The sequence below is a fragment of the Pseudoalteromonas aquimarina genome (assembly GCF_049257255.1).
In the GTDB taxonomy this organism is placed as follows: Bacteria; Pseudomonadota; Gammaproteobacteria; order Enterobacterales; family Alteromonadaceae; genus Pseudoalteromonas.
The window spans coordinates 600,641-616,457 of the sequence record NZ_JBMMUG010000001.1 but is presented as its reverse complement, the minus strand read 5'-3'; the positions used below and the strand labels follow the sequence as shown (position 1 = coordinate 616,457).

The window sequence follows — 15,817 nt, the reverse complement described above, 5'->3', positions numbered from 1 at the left end:
ATGAATCACGATGCCAAAGTACTTATTGCATTAGATTATGCGGACGAACAATCAGCGTTAGAATTTGTAAAACGCGTTTCACCACAAGATTGCCGCTTAAAAGTAGGCAAAGAAATGTTTACTTATTTTGGTCCACAATTTGTTAAGAAATTAATCGATTTAGGGTTTGATGTCTTCCTTGATTTAAAATTTCATGATATTCCAAATACAGTAGCTAAGGCTGTTACAGCCGCTGCAGAACTAGGTGTGTGGATGGTAAATGTTCACGCCAGTGGTGGTCCTGAAATGATGCGAAAAGCAAAAGAAGCGCTTGCAAAGTACGGTGATGACGCACCGCTTTTAATTGCTGTCACTATCTTAACTTCTATGGACGAGGCTGAATTAAAACGTTTAGGCGTTGATAAAACTCCAGCTGAACAAGTGCAATTTTTAGCACAACTCGCTAAAGAGTCAGGCCTTGATGGGGTAGTGTGTTCAGCTCAAGAAGCGTCGGTTTTAAAATCGACTCTTGGTCAAGGATTTAAATTAGTTACACCTGGTATTCGTCCTGCTGGTTCTGATAAAGGTGATCAGAAACGTGTTATGACGCCACGCGAAGCAATTGATGCAGGTAGTGACTATTTAGTGATTGGTCGTCCAATTACGCAATCTGAAGATCCACAAGCTACTTTAATTGAAATAAACAAAACATTAAGTTAATCTAAATTAAAGTAGTTGCACTAATGCATTGCTAAATGCATTAGTGTTTTAAGTCTTGAAGCTAAAAAAAATAAGAAAGAGTTGTACTTCATGCGTATTTTAATTTTAATTGCTGCTATTGCTGCAGCTTATTTAGGTTATCAGCATTACGATAATCAAAACCGCCAAAATGCATTTAACGCCCTCGTTGAAACGATAGATTCACAACCAATTAATCAATTTGAGCTTAAACAATCACTTAATACGCAAGTAAAAGCACGTTGCCAAGCAATTGGTGCTGATGAGACAAATCTTGCAAAAATGGAAGAGTGTTTAAACTTAGTGCAAACTTATCAAGATGAATGTGAGTTACAAATTTTCCGTTTAGCCCCAGTCGAGTTTGAAGATGGCAAAGAAGCGAGAGATTATGGCAAGCGTTACCAAAAATGTGTTTTGAGTAATCAATTTACCTATTTAGTTGATACCAACACTTTATAATAAAAAAGGCGCTTTAAGCGCCTTTTTTACTTTATTAAACTAATCTTTGTTGCCGCTAGGTCTATTTTTCCTTCTTTAAACAAGTGACCAATGGCGCGTTTAAAATTGGCTTTACTGCAACCAAACATTTTTTTTATGGCGACAGGATCGGATTTATCACCAAGATGGATCACGCCATTCTCTGAAACTAGTTTTTCATAAACAACATCCGATAATTCATTTGAACCTGCAACACCAGGCTTAGATAGACGGATATCTAACTTTCCATCTTCTCGCACCTTTGCAACATAGGCTTGTAGCTTTTGGCCGATAAAAAGAGGTTTGAAAACTTGATCAGTAAACACCATGCCCCAAAACTCGTTATTAACAATCACTTTGAACCCAAGATCAGTTCGCCCTGCAACAATAATTGATACTTCTTGCGACTTTTTAAATCCCGAAGATTCTGGTTTTACAAATTTATTTAAATTTGATGAACCACATAAACGTTGTGATGCTTTATCTAAATATAGTTTTACAAGATAAGATCTCGATAATTCAAATTTTGGTTTTTGTTCATTAAAGGGCACAAGCAATTCTTTACCAATACCTAAATCGACAAAAGCACCAATCTTATTGATAGATGTTACTTGAAGAAGTGCAAAATCACCTAGTTGAGCAATAGGAGTTTTAGTTGTTGCAGTTAAATTACCTTGCTCTTCATAAACAAACACATCTATAGATTGTTTTGCGCTTAAGCCTTCAGGCAATTCCTCTTTCTTTAAAAAAACTTCCCCATTGCCTTGATGATCAGTTAAATAAGCACCTTCATAAGCAATTTCACTTACAACAAGATTGTTAATTTTTCCAAGTTGAATGCTCATTATTCATCATCCTTTATTTTGCGGCGTTTTAGTGGCGCGACACCATCAACATCAAACGGCGCAGGTATTGCCTTAGCCGGTTTTGCTTTTCTTGGTTTGTTGTATGTCTTTTTGGTATTTGCTTTCTTTTTGTTGTGATTTACTTTTTTCGTATCTTTAACAGTTTCTGATTTATCTTTAAAACCTTTAAATTTACCTACAAGCCCTGCTAATTCAGAAAAACCAATCCGTCTGTTTAAATAACTTTCAATTGCTTTAAAGCTTTGCCAATCTTTTGCACTTACTAAAGATAATGCCGTACCTTTAAAACCTGCACGTCCAGTACGACCAATACGATGAACATATTCTTCAGCTTGTTTTGGTAAATCAAAATTTATAACTTGAGATACGTTTAATAGATCAAGACCACGAGAGGCCACATCAGTTGTAACCAATATTTGAGCATGACCGCGTGAAAACGAATCCATAATCGAAGTACGCTTACTTTGGGCCATATCACCAGACAAAGCTAACGTTTTAAAGCCCGTTTCTTCTAATAATTCAGAAAGTTTGACGGTATCTTCTCGTGTTGCAGTAAAAATAATTTGCTGACCAGATTCAGCTTGTTTTGTCGCTGCTTTTAATAATTCAATTTTGTGGTCTAGGTGGTCAGCTAAATAGAATTTTTGTGTAATGTCTTTATGCTCTTGCGTACTTGCGTCAATGGTTACACGCTTAGGATTTTTTAATAAATTACGCGATAGGGCATCTACCTCTGCATGCTCTAACGTTGCAGAAAAAAACAGTGTTTGTCTAAGACGATGATTAGCAGCCTCATTAATGCGTTCAATTTGTTCTTTAAAGCCAAGTTCTAATACACGATCAGCTTCATCTAAAATAAGAAGTTCAAGACCTTCTAAGTAGAAATTTTTATCATCAAGATGGTCACATAAACGGCCTGGGGTCGCCACCACAAATTGTGGATCTTTGCGCAATGCTTTAACTTGATCATTATAGTTATCACCACCGACAATTTTAGCCGCTTTTAATGCGGTGCCAGCAATAATCAACGTAAGTTGTTTATATACCTGATTTGCAAGTTCGCGTGTTGGCGTAATGATTAAAGCGCGAGGATCGCGTTTACTTAGGGCTTTTTGTTTACTCAATCGGGTAATTGCCGGTAATAAGAAAGCAAATGTTTTACCTGAACCTGTTTTAGATTGAGCAAGTAAGTCATGACCTGCGATTGCAACTGGAATTGCTTGTTGCTGAATTTCTGTTGGTGTTGAAATACCAATGTGTGAAAGTTGACTTGCGATGCGTTTATCAACGCCAAGATCTACAAAGGACAAATGTGTCTCTCCACTAATGCGTTTGTGGCAAAAAATTAAAGCTATATTTTACATGAAAGACAAAAACATAGCTAATAACGTATTTTAGCTGTGCAAATTATAGTCAATGCAATTGAACCTAACACCGTTTCTGATACAATAGCGACCCATTTTGGCGCCGGATTTACGTTCCGGTTATTATTTAAAGCTAAACATTAGGTTTATTATGTCTCAACAATACGTCGTGTGTGCCCTTTATAAATTCGTATCTTTGCCTAACTACAAAGAATTACGTCAACCGTTATTAAATACAATGGAACAAAATAATGTTCGTGGAACGTTACTTTTAGCCGAAGAAGGTATTAACGGTACCGTTGCTGCAAAAAGAGAAGGGATTGATGCATTACTTTCTTGGTTAGATAAGCAACCAGGCCTTGATAATATTGTATCTAAAGAATCTTTCGACGATGAATGTCCTTTCTACCGTACAAAAGTAAAGCTGAAAAAAGAAATTGTGACTATGGGTGTTCAAGGTATTGACCCTAAAAAAGTGGTTGGTACTTATGTAAAACCACAAGACTGGAATGCCTTAATTTCGGATCCAGATGTTGTTTTAGTTGATACCCGTAACGATTACGAAATTGAAATTGGTACGTTTGAAAATGCAGTAGACCCTAAAACCAAAACATTCAGAGAATTTCCTGAATGGGCAGAGAAAAACCTCGACCCTAGCAAGAATAAAAAAGTTGCTATGTTTTGTACCGGTGGAATCCGCTGTGAAAAATCAACTGCCTATATGAAAGAGCAGGGTTTTGAAGAAGTTTATCATCTTGAAGGCGGTATTCTTAAGTACTTAGAAGAAGTACCAAAAGAAGAAACCATGTGGAAAGGTGAATGCTTTGTGTTCGATAACCGTGTAGCGGTAGATCATGACTTAAATAAAGGTTCATATGATCAATGCCACGCATGTCGAATGCCAATTACTGAAGAAGAAAAACAGCTTGATTCATACCAAGAAGGGTTGTCGTGTCATCATTGTATTGACACAGTTAGTGATGAACAGCGCGAGCGTTTTGCTGAGCGCCAAAAGCAAATAGAACTGGCAAAAGCCCGTGGTGAAGGCCATATTGGCAATGAAGCACAAGAAACTATTGCGAAACGCAAAGCAGAAAAAGCAGCACGTAAAAAAGCGCAATCAGAAAACGCTTAAAACGTCGTTTTAAAGAAAAACCGGCTTATTGCCGGTTTTTTATTTTCTAAATGATTTAATTAAATAACTAGTAAGCTTTGTTATGAACACCTGCTGCTCGTCCTGATGGATCTGCGTTATTTTTAAATGACTCATCCCACTCTAAAGCTGCTTCTGTAGAACACGCAACAGACTTACCATAAGGAACAGTTTTAGCTGCAGCATCACCCGGGAAGTGTTCTTCGAATAAAGAGCGATAATAATAAGCTTCTTTTGTTAGTGGTGTATTAATTGGGTATTTGAACGCTGCAGCTTCCATCATTTGGTCAGACACAATTGATTCTACATGTTCTTTTAAGGTATCAATCCAGCTATAACCAACCCCATCAGAAAACTGTTCTTTTTGACGCCATAATACTTCATCTGGTAAATAGCCATCAAATGCTTCACGAATAATGTGTTTTTCAATTTTACCGTCTTTACACATTTTACCTTCAGGGTTAATACGCATTGCCGTATCTACAAATTCTTTATCCAAGAATGGGACACGTGCTTCTACACCCCAAGCTGCCATTGATTTGTTTGCACGTAGACAATCAAACTGATGTAATTTGCTTACTTTACGGTTAAGCTCGTCATGAAATTCTTTTGCATTTGGCGCTTTATGGAAATACAAGTAGCCGCCAAATAATTCATCTGCACCTTCGCCAGAAAGTACCATTTTAATGCCCATCGCTTTAATATAACGTGCCATTAAGTACATCGGCGTAGATGCTCGAATTGTAGTTACATCATATGTTTCAATATGATAAATAACCTCTTTGAGCGCATCTATTCCTTGTTGAATTGTAAAGGTAATAGGGTGGTGAACAGTGCCAATAGCGTCTGCAACTTTTTGTGCCGCAGCTAAATCAGGTGAACCCTCTAAACCAATTGAAAATGAGTGTAATTGCGGCCACCATGCTTTTGATTCATCATTGTCTTCAACACGCTTTGCAGCATACATTTGCGTAATTGCTGAAATAACAGATGAATCTAAACCACCTGATAGTAAAACACCATACGGTACATCACACATCAATTGACGCTTTACAGCGGCTTCTAAACCTTCTTTAACATCACTTGCTTTTGCTTCATTGTCTTTTACTGCATCATAACTTTGCCAATCACGAGCGTAATATGGACGGATTACGCCATCTTGGCTCCATAAGTAATGACCTGGAGGAAATTCCTCAATGGTTTTACAAATTGGCGCTAATGCCTTCATCTCAGAGGCAACATAAAAGTTACCATGCTCATCACGACCGGTATAAAGTGGGATGATACCAATGTGATCACGGCCGATTAAATAAGCATCTTTTTCTTCATCATATAAGCAAAAGGCGAAAATTCCGTTTAAGTCATCTAAAAACTCAGGGCCTTTTTGCTTGTAAAGCGCAAGTAACACTTCACAATCTGATTCTGTCTGAAACTCGAAATCAACAGCTAACTCTTGTTTAAGTTGTTTATGGTTATAAATTTCACCATTTACTGCGAGTACATTTGTTTTCTCAGGGTTGTATAGTGGTTGTGCACCACTTGAAACACCCACAATCGCCAAACGTTCATGCACTAAAATAGCTTTTTCAGATGAATATACACCAGACCAATCAGGACCGCGGTGACGTAATAACTTCGACATTTCGATTGCTTGCGAACGCAATTGCGCTGCATCTGTTCTGATATCTAATACGCCAAAAATTGAACACATAATAACTTCCTCATTCTTTTCAAATTACTTATCTTGGATAAGTTTGTTAATTTATTTGTATCAAACTCAAAAGCAGAAGTCACATCAAAATGAACAATTTATAACAAACAATCAACTTTGATTTTAATTCATCAATAAAATGAGCTTAAAGATGAATATAATTAATAAAAACCACGATAATTGATTAAATAATTGAGAATTCGTTAATCGCTGGTGATTTTTAATCAAGATCAAGTTTTAGAGTTATTTTATGCAATAACATTGACATTAAACTTATTTATTATCAGGATAGGTTTTAGGAACATAAGCGAGTGTAAATTAAAGTGATTAAAAGGAAATTTCACTTATATATTGAAAGAGTATTTTGGCTAGCTGGGGTAGTTATCCTTGGCCATTATGGTTTTTCACAACTTATCAAGTCTGCTCAAGCAGAAATGGATATTGCACAATTCCATAAATCACAAAATTACACGCAAACAGACACAAAGAGTACAAAAACGGATACGCTGACTGTTGATACTCAGCTTAAACTTGACGCAACACCAGCTAATTTTTCTCTTTGGTCAAAATCCGCAAAAGACAAATACCAAAAACTATCTAAAAGCGAAGCGCCAATTGCCATTATGGAAATTGAACGTTTATCTATGAAAGTACCAATTTTCCAAGGTGCTAGTGATGACAATATGGACAGAGGTGCTGGTTGGGTATCACATACCGCTTTTTTTGATGAACCAGATGGCAATATAGGCATTGCCGGACATCGTGACTCTTGGTTTAGATCGTTAAAAGATGTTCAGATAGGCGACACAATTAGCGTTCAAACTAATAGTGGCACTGAATTGTACACAGTTTTTCAAACCAAAATCGTAAAGCCAAATAATGTGGATGTATTGCGCTTTACACCGTCAAAACAACTAACGCTTGTTACGTGCTATCCCTTTTATTTTTTAGGGGATGCTCCTGAGCGTTTTATTGTGATGGCAAACCCCTTAAATTGATATTATGGAGAATAATGATGAATAGAAACAAGCTAGCAAGTATCGTAGGTGCAGGCATTTTATTAAGTTCAGGTGCTGCTTTTGCAAACGATAAACAATGTAGCGATGTTATTTATGCATCTTCAGTTACTAATGTATACCCTGAAATTCAACAAGCTTGTAAAGGTGTTGTTGAACGTAACGGTGAATCATTTACAAAAGTAGTAGCGCATATTGGGAAAACAGACCAGCTAGGTCGTACTCGTTTACAACTTCGTTTAGATGATGACAAACTAGGTAAAGTTCACCGTATTAAGCCAAGTAAAAATCTTAAAGTTAGCACCTATGAAGGTGAAAAAATTACTTGGGCTGAATTAGCACCTTACCAAGATATTACGGTATATGTACCACATGATCGCTGGGCATTTGTGTCAATTGATGAAGAAGAAACAGCGCCAGTAGAAGAAATTGTGATAGTTGAAGAGCCTGAGGAACTGCCAAAAACAGCTAGCAACCAACACTTACCAGCAGTGTTTGGTGGCCTGTTATTATTAGTTGGTGGTCTTCTAACAATGCGTAGAAATTCAAACTAAGAATATACTTTTTAGATAAGAAAAAACCCCTCAATTGAGGGGTTTTTGTTGGGTTTCTCAGTGTTCATTACACCGGGAATGAGGAACTGTTACTGTGTAAGCGGTTTACACTGTCATTTCAGGAATATCACCTTCAACGATTAACTTACCAGCCGTTTTACTGATAATTTCATCAACACTTACACCGGGTGCGCGCTCTAATAAATAAAATGCACCGTCTTTTACTTCTAACACAGCTAAATCAGTTACGATTTTCTTAACGCAGTTTACACCTGTCAGTGGTAACGTACATGATTCAAGTAACTTTGATTCACCGTGCTTATTGGCGTGGGTCATGGTAACAACAATATTTTTTGCACCTGCAACTAAATCCATTGCACCACCCATGCCTTTAACAAGCTTTTTAGGGATCATCCAAGAAGCAATATTTCCTTGTTGATCAACCTCAAAGGCACCAAGTACTGTTAAATCTACATGACCACCACGGATCATTGCAAAGCTTTCGGCACTATTAAATATTGCCGCACCTGTGGCTGCTGTAACGGTTTCTTTACCCGCGTTGATCATATCCGCGTCAACTTGGTCTCGAGTAGGGTATGGCCCCATACCTAATAAACCATTTTCAGACTGAAGCATTACTTCCATTCCATCGGGTACATAGTTGGCAACTAAGGTCGGAATACCAATACCTAAATTAACGTAATAACCGTCTTGTAGTTCTTGTGCAACACGCATTGCAACTTGTTCTCTTGATAACGCCATGTTGCCTCCTAGTCTTTTGTAGTTACACGTTCGATGCGTTTTTCAAAGTTACCTTTAATCACGCGATTAACATAAATACCTGGGGTATGGATTTCGCTTGGTGATAGTTCACCTGGTTCAACAATCTCTTCCACTTCAGCAACGGTAATTTTACCTGCCGTTGCAGCCATTGGGTTAAAGTTCATAGCCGTGTGACGAAACACTAAGTTACCGTAGCGATCTGCTTTCCATGCTTTAACAATGGCAAATTCACCAGTAATTGACTCTTCAAGAATATACGGGCGGCCATCAAATTCTTTGACTTCTTTGCCTTCAGCTACAGGTGTACCGTAACCCGTTGCTGTATAAAATGCAGGGATACCCGCACCGCCAGCACGCATTTTCTCAGCAAGCGTTCCTTGTGGCGTGAGCTCAACTTCAATTTCACCATTAAGTAACTGCTGTTCAAAAGTCGCGTTTTCACCAACGTATGATGCGATAATTTTTTTAATTTGTTTATCGTGTAATAAAATACCTAAGCCAAAATCATCTACACCACAGTTATTTGAAACCACAGTAAGATCAGTGGTTTTCCTGCGCTTAATTTCTGCGATTAAGCCCTCTGGAATACCACATAAGCCAAATCCGCCTGCGATAACAGTATCGCCGTCTTTAATACCTTCAAGTGCGTCTTGATAATTGTCGACGACCTTATTAAAACCTGCCATAAAAATCTCCTGAACGAGTAGGGCGAGAAATCGGTTAAGTTAGTTTGGCTTTTAATGCCATTGAAACTTTACTTGTTGGTTGTTTATTTAATGCTTCACTAATTTGCCAACCTGCTTGAGCTAGCATTTCTAAATCAATTCCATGCTCAATGCCAAGTCCATTGAGCATATAAATTAAATCCTCAGTGGCAAGATTTCCTGACGCACCAGCGGCATAAGGGCAGCCACCAAGGCCAGCAACTGCGCTGTCCACTGTTTTAATGCCCATATTAAGTGCGGTATAAACGTTAGCAAGTGCTTGGCCGTAAGTATCGTGAAAGTGTACAGCTAACTTGTCAGCTGATACTTGCTCAAGCAGGGCGTTTAATAATTGTTCGGTAGATTGAGGTGTGCCAACACCTATGGTGTCTCCAAGTGATACTTCGTAGCAGCCCATAGATAAAAGCTTTTTGGTTACTTTTACAACAGTATCAAGGCTAACATCACCATCGTAGGGGCAACCCATCACACACGACACATAACCGCGTACCGGAATGTTATGTTGCTTAGCAAAATCCATCACAGGTTGAAAACGTGCAATAGATTCATCAATCGAACAATTAATGTTTTTTTGTGTAAAGGCTTCGCTTGCCGCCGTGAATATGGCAAATTCATTTGCACCTGCATTAAATGCAAGCTCAGCGCCTTTTAAATTAGGTGTAAGCGCACTGAATGTAGCCAGTAAACTTTTATCAATTTGGCCTAATACGTCGCTAGAATCCGCCATTTGTGGCACCCATTTGGGTGACACAAATGCTCCGGCTTCGAGATGCTTAACACCAGCTTTTGCAAGCGCGTTAATCAGTAATACTTTATCTTGTGTTGAAACTGAACTTTCATTTTGCAAGCCATCACGAGCGCCTACTTCAACTACTTTTACAAACTTTGGTTGCATTACGCTTCCTCAACTTTAGCAAGTAGGTCACCGTGCGATACAAGGTCGCCCTCAGCAAAATAGAATTGGCTTAACTGCCCATCAAATGGTGCCGTTAAGGTGTATTCCATTTTCATCGCTTCAATAATGATAACTGCATCACCCTGTTTAAGGTTATCGCCAACGCTTGCCACTTGCTTGACTACGGTACCATTAAGTGGTGCTTGTAAACTATTACCATCGTTTTGCTTTTCAGCCACATAGTGCTTACTTTTTAAAGCAAACTGGTGGGTGTTACCATTGTGCATAATCGCAATAGACTGCTCATCTAATACAAACTTCGCCGTGTGTTTTTCACCGTTGATAAATGCGGTGAGGTTATTACCGTTAAAATCGGCATTTACTGCAAAGTGTTCATTATCGTAAACCAAGGTCATAGCATCGTTATTACGCTGACATTCAAGATTAAAATCAATAAATGGCAAAATGTAATGATTACTGGCATTTAAGCTAAATGCGGTGAGTGTATTCCAAGGCGATGGACTTGTTTGACACGTATTTGCATTAATATAAACAAGCGCTGCCATTAGTAATTGCAGAGTCTGTTCTTGTTCATCTTTTTGCGTTAGCTCACTAATGTGATCATCAATAAAATGGGTGCTAGTTGGGCTTTCGATAAAACTTGGGTGATTTGCTAAGGTATGCAAAAAGCTTACATTAGTCGCAACACCGGAAATTGCAGTTTTCTCAAGCGCAAGTGATAGCTGGCGCAGCGCAACTTTGCGATTGGCACCGTGTACAATCAGTTTTGCAATCATAGGATCGTAAAATGCGGAAATTTCAGAACCTTCAATAACACCCGTATCGATTCTTACCGCTGAAAGATCACTTGCATGCTCATTTGGCATATCAAATAGCGTTAATACACCCGAAGATGGCATAAAGTCATCATTTGGCTCTTCTGCGTAGATACGTGCTTCGAAAGCATGGCCAGAGATCACTACTTGGTCTTGCTCTAGCGGTAGCGGCTCGTTACTAGCAACGGCTAATTGCCATTCTACTAAATCTTGACCCACCACACACTCTGTAACAGGATGTTCTACTTGCAAGCGTGTATTCATCTCCATAAAGAAGAATTCATCGCCACACAATAAGAATTCAACGGTACCTGCGCCTTTATAGTTAATTTTTTTAGCGCAGCGTACCGCCGCTTCTCCCATTTCTTTTCGAAGCTCTGCGCTTAAACCTGGCGCAGGGGCTTCTTCAATCACTTTTTGATGACGACGTTGTAGTGTACAGTCGCGATCACCTAAATAAATACAGTTACCAAAATTATCTGCAAACACTTGTACTTCTACGTGACGAGGCGCCTCAACATAGCGTTCAATCAGAACTTTATCGTTGCCAAAGCCAGCAAGTGCCTCACGCTTTGCACCTTCTAACTCTTTGTTAAATGATGCGCTATCGCGTACCACACGCATGCCTTTACCGCCACCGCCATAGGTCGCTTTAATTAAAACTGGAAAACCCACTTTTTCCGCTTCTGCAAGTAAAAAGGCTGGGTCTTGGTTTTCACCATAGTAACCTGGTACAAGCGGCACATTGGCTTCAAACATCAGCTCTTTTGAGCGTGATTTTGACCCCATTGCGTTAATTGCTTCACTGCTTGGGCCGATAAAAATAATATTATTTTGCTCGCACTTATCAGCAAAATGCGTATTTTCTGATAAAAAGCCATAGCCTGGGTGAATTGCATTTACGCCAGCTTTAAGTGCAACATTAATAATTTTATCGCCATCTAAATACGATTCACGGCTTGGTGCTGCGCCAATATGGTAGGCTTCATCCGCTGCTTTTACATGCTCTGCATGAATATCAGCGTCAGAATAAACCGCAACAGTTTTAATGCCTAAACGACGTGCTGTTTTGATAATACGACACGCAATTTCACCGCGGTTTGCTATTAAAAGTTTATTAATCATGGTGATGCTCTCTATTGCCAGCTTGGTTTGCGTTTATCAAAAAAGGCTTGAAGACCTTCTTGTCCTTCATCCGATACACGAATTTGGGCAATACGCTCTGCGGTCAGTTGTCGTAAATCGTTATCAATCGGTTTGTTTGCTATATCACAAATTAACTGTTTTGCTTGCTTTGTAGCCTCAGGTCCATTTTGTAAAATCGCATGAAGTAGGGTGTCGAGTGTATCTTCTGGTGAATCTGATACTTCATGAACTAAACCAAGGGCAAGTGCTTTATCGGCAAAGAATACTTCAGCCGTTTGGAAATAACGGCGCGCTTGTCGCTCACCAATTGCATTAATTACATATGGGCTTATAACTGCTGGAATAAGGCCAAGTTTTACTTCGCTTAGGCAAAATTTCGCTTTTTCATCAGCCACAGCAATATCACAGCAGGCGATTAAACCTAGGGCACCACCAAAAGCCGCGCCTTGCACTAAACAGAGGGTAGGCACTTTGGTTTCAAACAGTACTTGCATTAAACGGGCAAGTTCCATTGAATCCGCGACGTTATCTTCAAACGTATTGGACACCATGGATTTCATCCAGTTTAAATCAGCACCAGCACTAAAATGCTTGCCTTCGCCTTTTAAAATTAACGCGCGAATATCCAATGTGTTGGCATATTCAATTTGTTGAATTAGTTGTGCAATGGTGTGTGCGTCAAATGCGTTATGTACTTCGCTGCGTTCAATTGTAAGGGTCGCAACTTTTTGTTTTGTTATTGTTAAGGTTACAGACATCACTTACTCCTACATTCTAAATACGCCGAACTTCGATTCTTGCTCTGGCGCATTTTTAGCTGCACTTAAAGCAAGTCCGAGTACGTTTCGTGTTTCAGCAGGGTCGATGATGCCGTCATCCCATAATCGTGCACTGGCATAATACGGATGACCTTGTTCTTCATACTGCGCAATAATAGGCTTTTTGAATGCTGCAACTTCATCGTCGCTCATTGCAAGGCCTTTGCGCTTTAAACCATCTTGTTTTACTTGGGTTAATACGCCGGCGGCTTGTTCACCACCCATTACTGAAATACGGGCATTAGGCCACATCCACATCATGGTTGGTTCAAATGCGCGGCCACACATGCCGTAGTTACCAGCGCCATACGAACCACCAATTAAAATGGTGAATTTTGGCACATCGGCGCAGCTTACAGCTGTTACCATTTTCGCACCGTGTTTCGCGATGCCTTCAGCTTCGTATTTTTTACCCACCATAAAGCCGGTAATATTTTGTAAAAACACCAATGGAATATTGCGCTGGGCACAAAGCTGAATAAAATGCGCGCCTTTTTGCGCTGATTCTGAGAAAAGAATACCGTTGTTAGCAACAATACCTACAGGCATACCAAAAATCTCAGCAAAGCCAGTAACTAATGTTTCGCCAAAATATTGTTTAAATTCATCAAACGATGAATCATCCACAACACGGGCAATCACTTCACGAACATCAAATGGTTTTTTAAGGTCCGTACCTACAATGCCGTAAATTTCTTTCGCATCATAACGAGGCGCTTTGAAATTTGTTAAAATTGGTGCCGTAGGGCGTGTATGGTTTAAACGCGATACACATTGGCGTGCAATTGACAGGGCATGCTCATCATTTTCAGCGTAGTGATCGGCAACACCAGATGTTTTACAGTGTACATCTGCGCCGCCAAGTTCTTCGGCTGATACTTCTTCACCTGTTGCAGCTTTTACAAGAGGTGGACCTGCTAAAAAGATGGTGCCTTGCTCTTTTACGATAATACTTTCATCTGCCATTGCTGGCACATAAGCGCCACCTGCGGTACATAAGCCCATTACCACAGCAATTTGCGGAATACCTTTAGCTGACATACGGCTTTGGTTATAGAAAATACGGCCAAAGTGCAGTTTATCTGGGAATACCTCATCTTGCTCAGGCAGATTAGCACCGCCTGAATCAACAAGATAAATACACGGTAAATGACAACGCTCTGCAATTTCTTGTGCGCGTAGGTGTTTTTTTACCGTAATAGGGAAGTAGGTACCGCCTTTAACCGTTGCGTCGTTTGCGATTATCATACATTCAACGCCTTTAACGCGACCAATGCCTGCGACTACGCCGGCACATGGGATTTGCTCTGGATACACGCCAAAAGCTGCAAATTGAGATACTTCTAAAAACGGTGAACCTTCGTCTAATAGACAATTTATACGGTCACGGACAAATAATTTACCGCGGCTGCGATGACGTTCAACTAGGCTTTCGCCACCACCTTGGGTGATTTCTTTGGTTTTAGCTTTTAAGTCATCAACCAGTAGCTGCATTGATCCAGCTTTTGCTAAAAAGTCAGAATCAAGCGGGTTAATATTTGAAGTTAATATGGTCATGGTACATCCTATTTACTTTCGTTAAATAGTTCACGACCAATCAACATACGGCGAATTTCAGATGTACCCGCACCAATTTCATAGAGCTTTGCGTCACGCAGTAATCGGCCTGTTGCATATTCATTGATGTAACCGTTACCACCTAGAATTTGAATCGCATCAAGTGCCATTTTGGTAGCAAGCTCTGCAGCATATAAAATTGCGCCAGCAGCATCTTTACGTGTTGTTTCACCACGGTCACACGCTTTTGCAACGGTATAAACGTAAGAACGTGCGGCATTCATTTGCGTATACATATCAGCAATCTTACCTTGAATTAACTGGAAGTTACCAATTTCAGTATTAAACTGCTTACGCTCATGAATGTAAGGCACAACAATGTCCATACATGCTTGCATAATGCCAAGCGGGCCACCTGCAAGCACAACACGCTCATAATCAAGACCACTCATCAGTACTTTTACACCTTGGTTTAATTCGCCAAGAATGTTTTCTTCTGGTACTTCACAATCTTCAAACACAAGCTCACAAGTGTTTGAACCGCGCATACCTAATTTATCGAGTTTTTGTGCTTGGCTAAAACCAGGATACGATTTTTCAACAATGAAAGCAGTAATACCTTTAGGGCCTGCTTCTAAATCTGTTTTTGCATAAATAACAAAGGTATCTGCATCTGGACCATTGGTGATCCACATTTTATTACCGTTAAGAATGTATTTATCGCCACGCTTTTCGGCTTTTAAACGCATTGAAACAACGTCTGAACCAGAATTTGGCTCACTCATCGCAAGTGCACCAATGTGCTCACCAGAAATAAGTTTTGGTAAATATTTTTCTTTTTGCGCTTGGTTGCCGTTACGGGCAATTTGGTTTACACATAAATTTGAATGTGCACCGTAGCTTAAACCTATAGACGCACTGGCACGGCTGATTTCTTCCATTGCAATTACGTGTTCAAGGTAACCTAAGTTTGAACCGCCAAACTCTTCATCAACGGTTAAGCCCAATAACCCCATTTCACCAAACTTTGGCCAAAGTTCATTTGGGAACATATTGTCGATATCAGTTTTTTCTGCGAGTGGGGCAATTTCGTTTGTTGCAAAACTATTTACGTGGTCACGGATCATGTCGGCTGTTTCACCAAGACCAAAATTTAATTCTTTATAAAGAGAAACGGTGCTCATTGTGTGTATCCTATT

15 protein-coding genes are annotated in these 15,817 nt (G+C 39.5%); 5 read left to right on the top strand and 10 right to left on the bottom strand.

Going from position 1 to position 15,817, the window contains the following annotated elements:
* Together pyrF and AAEU29_RS02830 are read left to right on the top strand one after the other, a co-directional pair.
* Entirely contained in the window at positions 1-699 is a 699-nt protein-coding gene (gene pyrF, locus AAEU29_RS02835; protein ID WP_421971968.1) for an orotidine-5'-phosphate decarboxylase, read from the top strand.
* 90 nt (positions 700-789) lie between these two features.
* On the top strand, positions 790-1,176 hold the full coding sequence (locus tag AAEU29_RS02830; protein WP_421971967.1) for a hypothetical protein: 387 nt from the start codon (positions 790-792) through the stop codon (positions 1,174-1,176).
* A 26-nt stretch (positions 1,177-1,202) separates the two neighbouring features.
* Here AAEU29_RS02830 and AAEU29_RS02825 read toward each other — a convergent pair whose 3' ends face one another.
* Positions 1,203-2,039 (bottom strand): CvfB family protein, encoded by an 837-nt coding sequence (locus AAEU29_RS02825; RefSeq protein WP_421971966.1) that lies wholly within the window; start codon positions 2,037-2,039, stop codon positions 1,203-1,205.
* The gene (locus tag AAEU29_RS02820) at positions 2,039-3,370 is read right to left on the bottom strand and encodes a DEAD/DEAH box helicase (RefSeq protein ID WP_421971965.1); all 1,332 of its coding nucleotides are present in this window, start codon (positions 3,368-3,370) and stop codon (positions 2,039-2,041) included. The genes AAEU29_RS02825 and AAEU29_RS02820 overlap by 1 nt, the downstream gene beginning before the upstream one ends.
* 205 nt (positions 3,371-3,575) lie before the next feature.
* On the opposite strand from AAEU29_RS02820, the gene trhO reads away from it, so the two are divergent.
* Positions 3,576-4,559: an oxygen-dependent tRNA uridine(34) hydroxylase TrhO gene (gene trhO / locus AAEU29_RS02815; RefSeq protein ID WP_421971964.1), complete on the top strand. Its 984-nt coding sequence runs from the start codon at positions 3,576-3,578 to the stop codon at positions 4,557-4,559.
* A gap of 67 nt (positions 4,560-4,626) precedes the next feature.
* On the opposite strand, the gene asnB is transcribed toward trhO, so the two are convergent.
* A complete protein-coding gene (gene asnB / locus AAEU29_RS02810) occupies positions 4,627-6,288 on the bottom strand; it encodes an asparagine synthase B (RefSeq protein ID WP_421971963.1) in 1,662 nt (553 codons plus the stop codon).
* A gap of 323 nt (positions 6,289-6,611) precedes the next feature.
* On the opposite strand from asnB, the gene AAEU29_RS02805 reads away from it, so the two are divergent.
* Positions 6,612-7,286: a class D sortase gene (locus AAEU29_RS02805; protein ID WP_421971962.1), complete on the top strand. Its 675-nt coding sequence runs from the start codon at positions 6,612-6,614 to the stop codon at positions 7,284-7,286.
* Between the two features lie 14 nt (positions 7,287-7,300).
* Positions 7,301-7,858 carry an LPXTG cell wall anchor domain-containing protein gene (locus tag AAEU29_RS02800; RefSeq protein ID WP_421971961.1) on the top strand — a complete coding sequence of 186 codons (558 nt, stop codon included), beginning with the start codon at positions 7,301-7,303 and terminating at the stop codon, positions 7,856-7,858.
* Between the two features lie 105 nt (positions 7,859-7,963).
* On the opposite strand, the gene AAEU29_RS02795 is transcribed toward AAEU29_RS02800, so the two are convergent.
* Genes AAEU29_RS02795 through AAEU29_RS02765 form a run of 7 tightly spaced genes read right to left on the bottom strand, consistent with a single transcriptional unit; the run spans position 7,964 to position 15,802 of the window.
* Complete coding sequence (locus tag AAEU29_RS02795; protein WP_038641568.1) at positions 7,964-8,620, bottom strand: CoA transferase subunit B; 657 nt, start codon at positions 8,618-8,620, stop codon at positions 7,964-7,966.
* A gap of 8 nt (positions 8,621-8,628) precedes the next feature.
* The gene (locus AAEU29_RS02790; RefSeq protein WP_421971960.1) at positions 8,629-9,327 is read right to left on the bottom strand and encodes a CoA transferase subunit A; all 699 of its coding nucleotides are present in this window, start codon (positions 9,325-9,327) and stop codon (positions 8,629-8,631) included.
* Between the two features lie 34 nt (positions 9,328-9,361).
* On the bottom strand, positions 9,362-10,261 hold the full coding sequence (locus AAEU29_RS02785; RefSeq protein ID WP_421971959.1) for a hydroxymethylglutaryl-CoA lyase: 900 nt from the start codon (positions 10,259-10,261) through the stop codon (positions 9,362-9,364).
* Positions 10,261-12,222, bottom strand: coding sequence for an acetyl/propionyl/methylcrotonyl-CoA carboxylase subunit alpha (locus AAEU29_RS02780; RefSeq protein ID WP_421971958.1), 1,962 nt, complete (start codon positions 12,220-12,222; stop codon positions 10,261-10,263). Before AAEU29_RS02780 ends, AAEU29_RS02785 begins: the two co-directional genes overlap by 1 nt.
* Before the next feature lie 11 nt (positions 12,223-12,233).
* Positions 12,234-13,001 (bottom strand): enoyl-CoA hydratase/isomerase family protein, encoded by a 768-nt coding sequence (locus tag AAEU29_RS02775; RefSeq protein ID WP_421971957.1) that lies wholly within the window; start codon positions 12,999-13,001, stop codon positions 12,234-12,236.
* 9 nt (positions 13,002-13,010) lie between these two features.
* On the bottom strand, positions 13,011-14,618 hold the full coding sequence (locus AAEU29_RS02770) for a carboxyl transferase domain-containing protein (protein ID WP_421971956.1): 1,608 nt from the start codon (positions 14,616-14,618) through the stop codon (positions 13,011-13,013).
* Between the two features lie 8 nt (positions 14,619-14,626).
* Positions 14,627-15,802, bottom strand: coding sequence for an isovaleryl-CoA dehydrogenase (locus AAEU29_RS02765; protein ID WP_100913354.1), 1,176 nt, complete (start codon positions 15,800-15,802; stop codon positions 14,627-14,629).
* Positions 15,803-15,817: the final 15 nt, after the last annotated feature.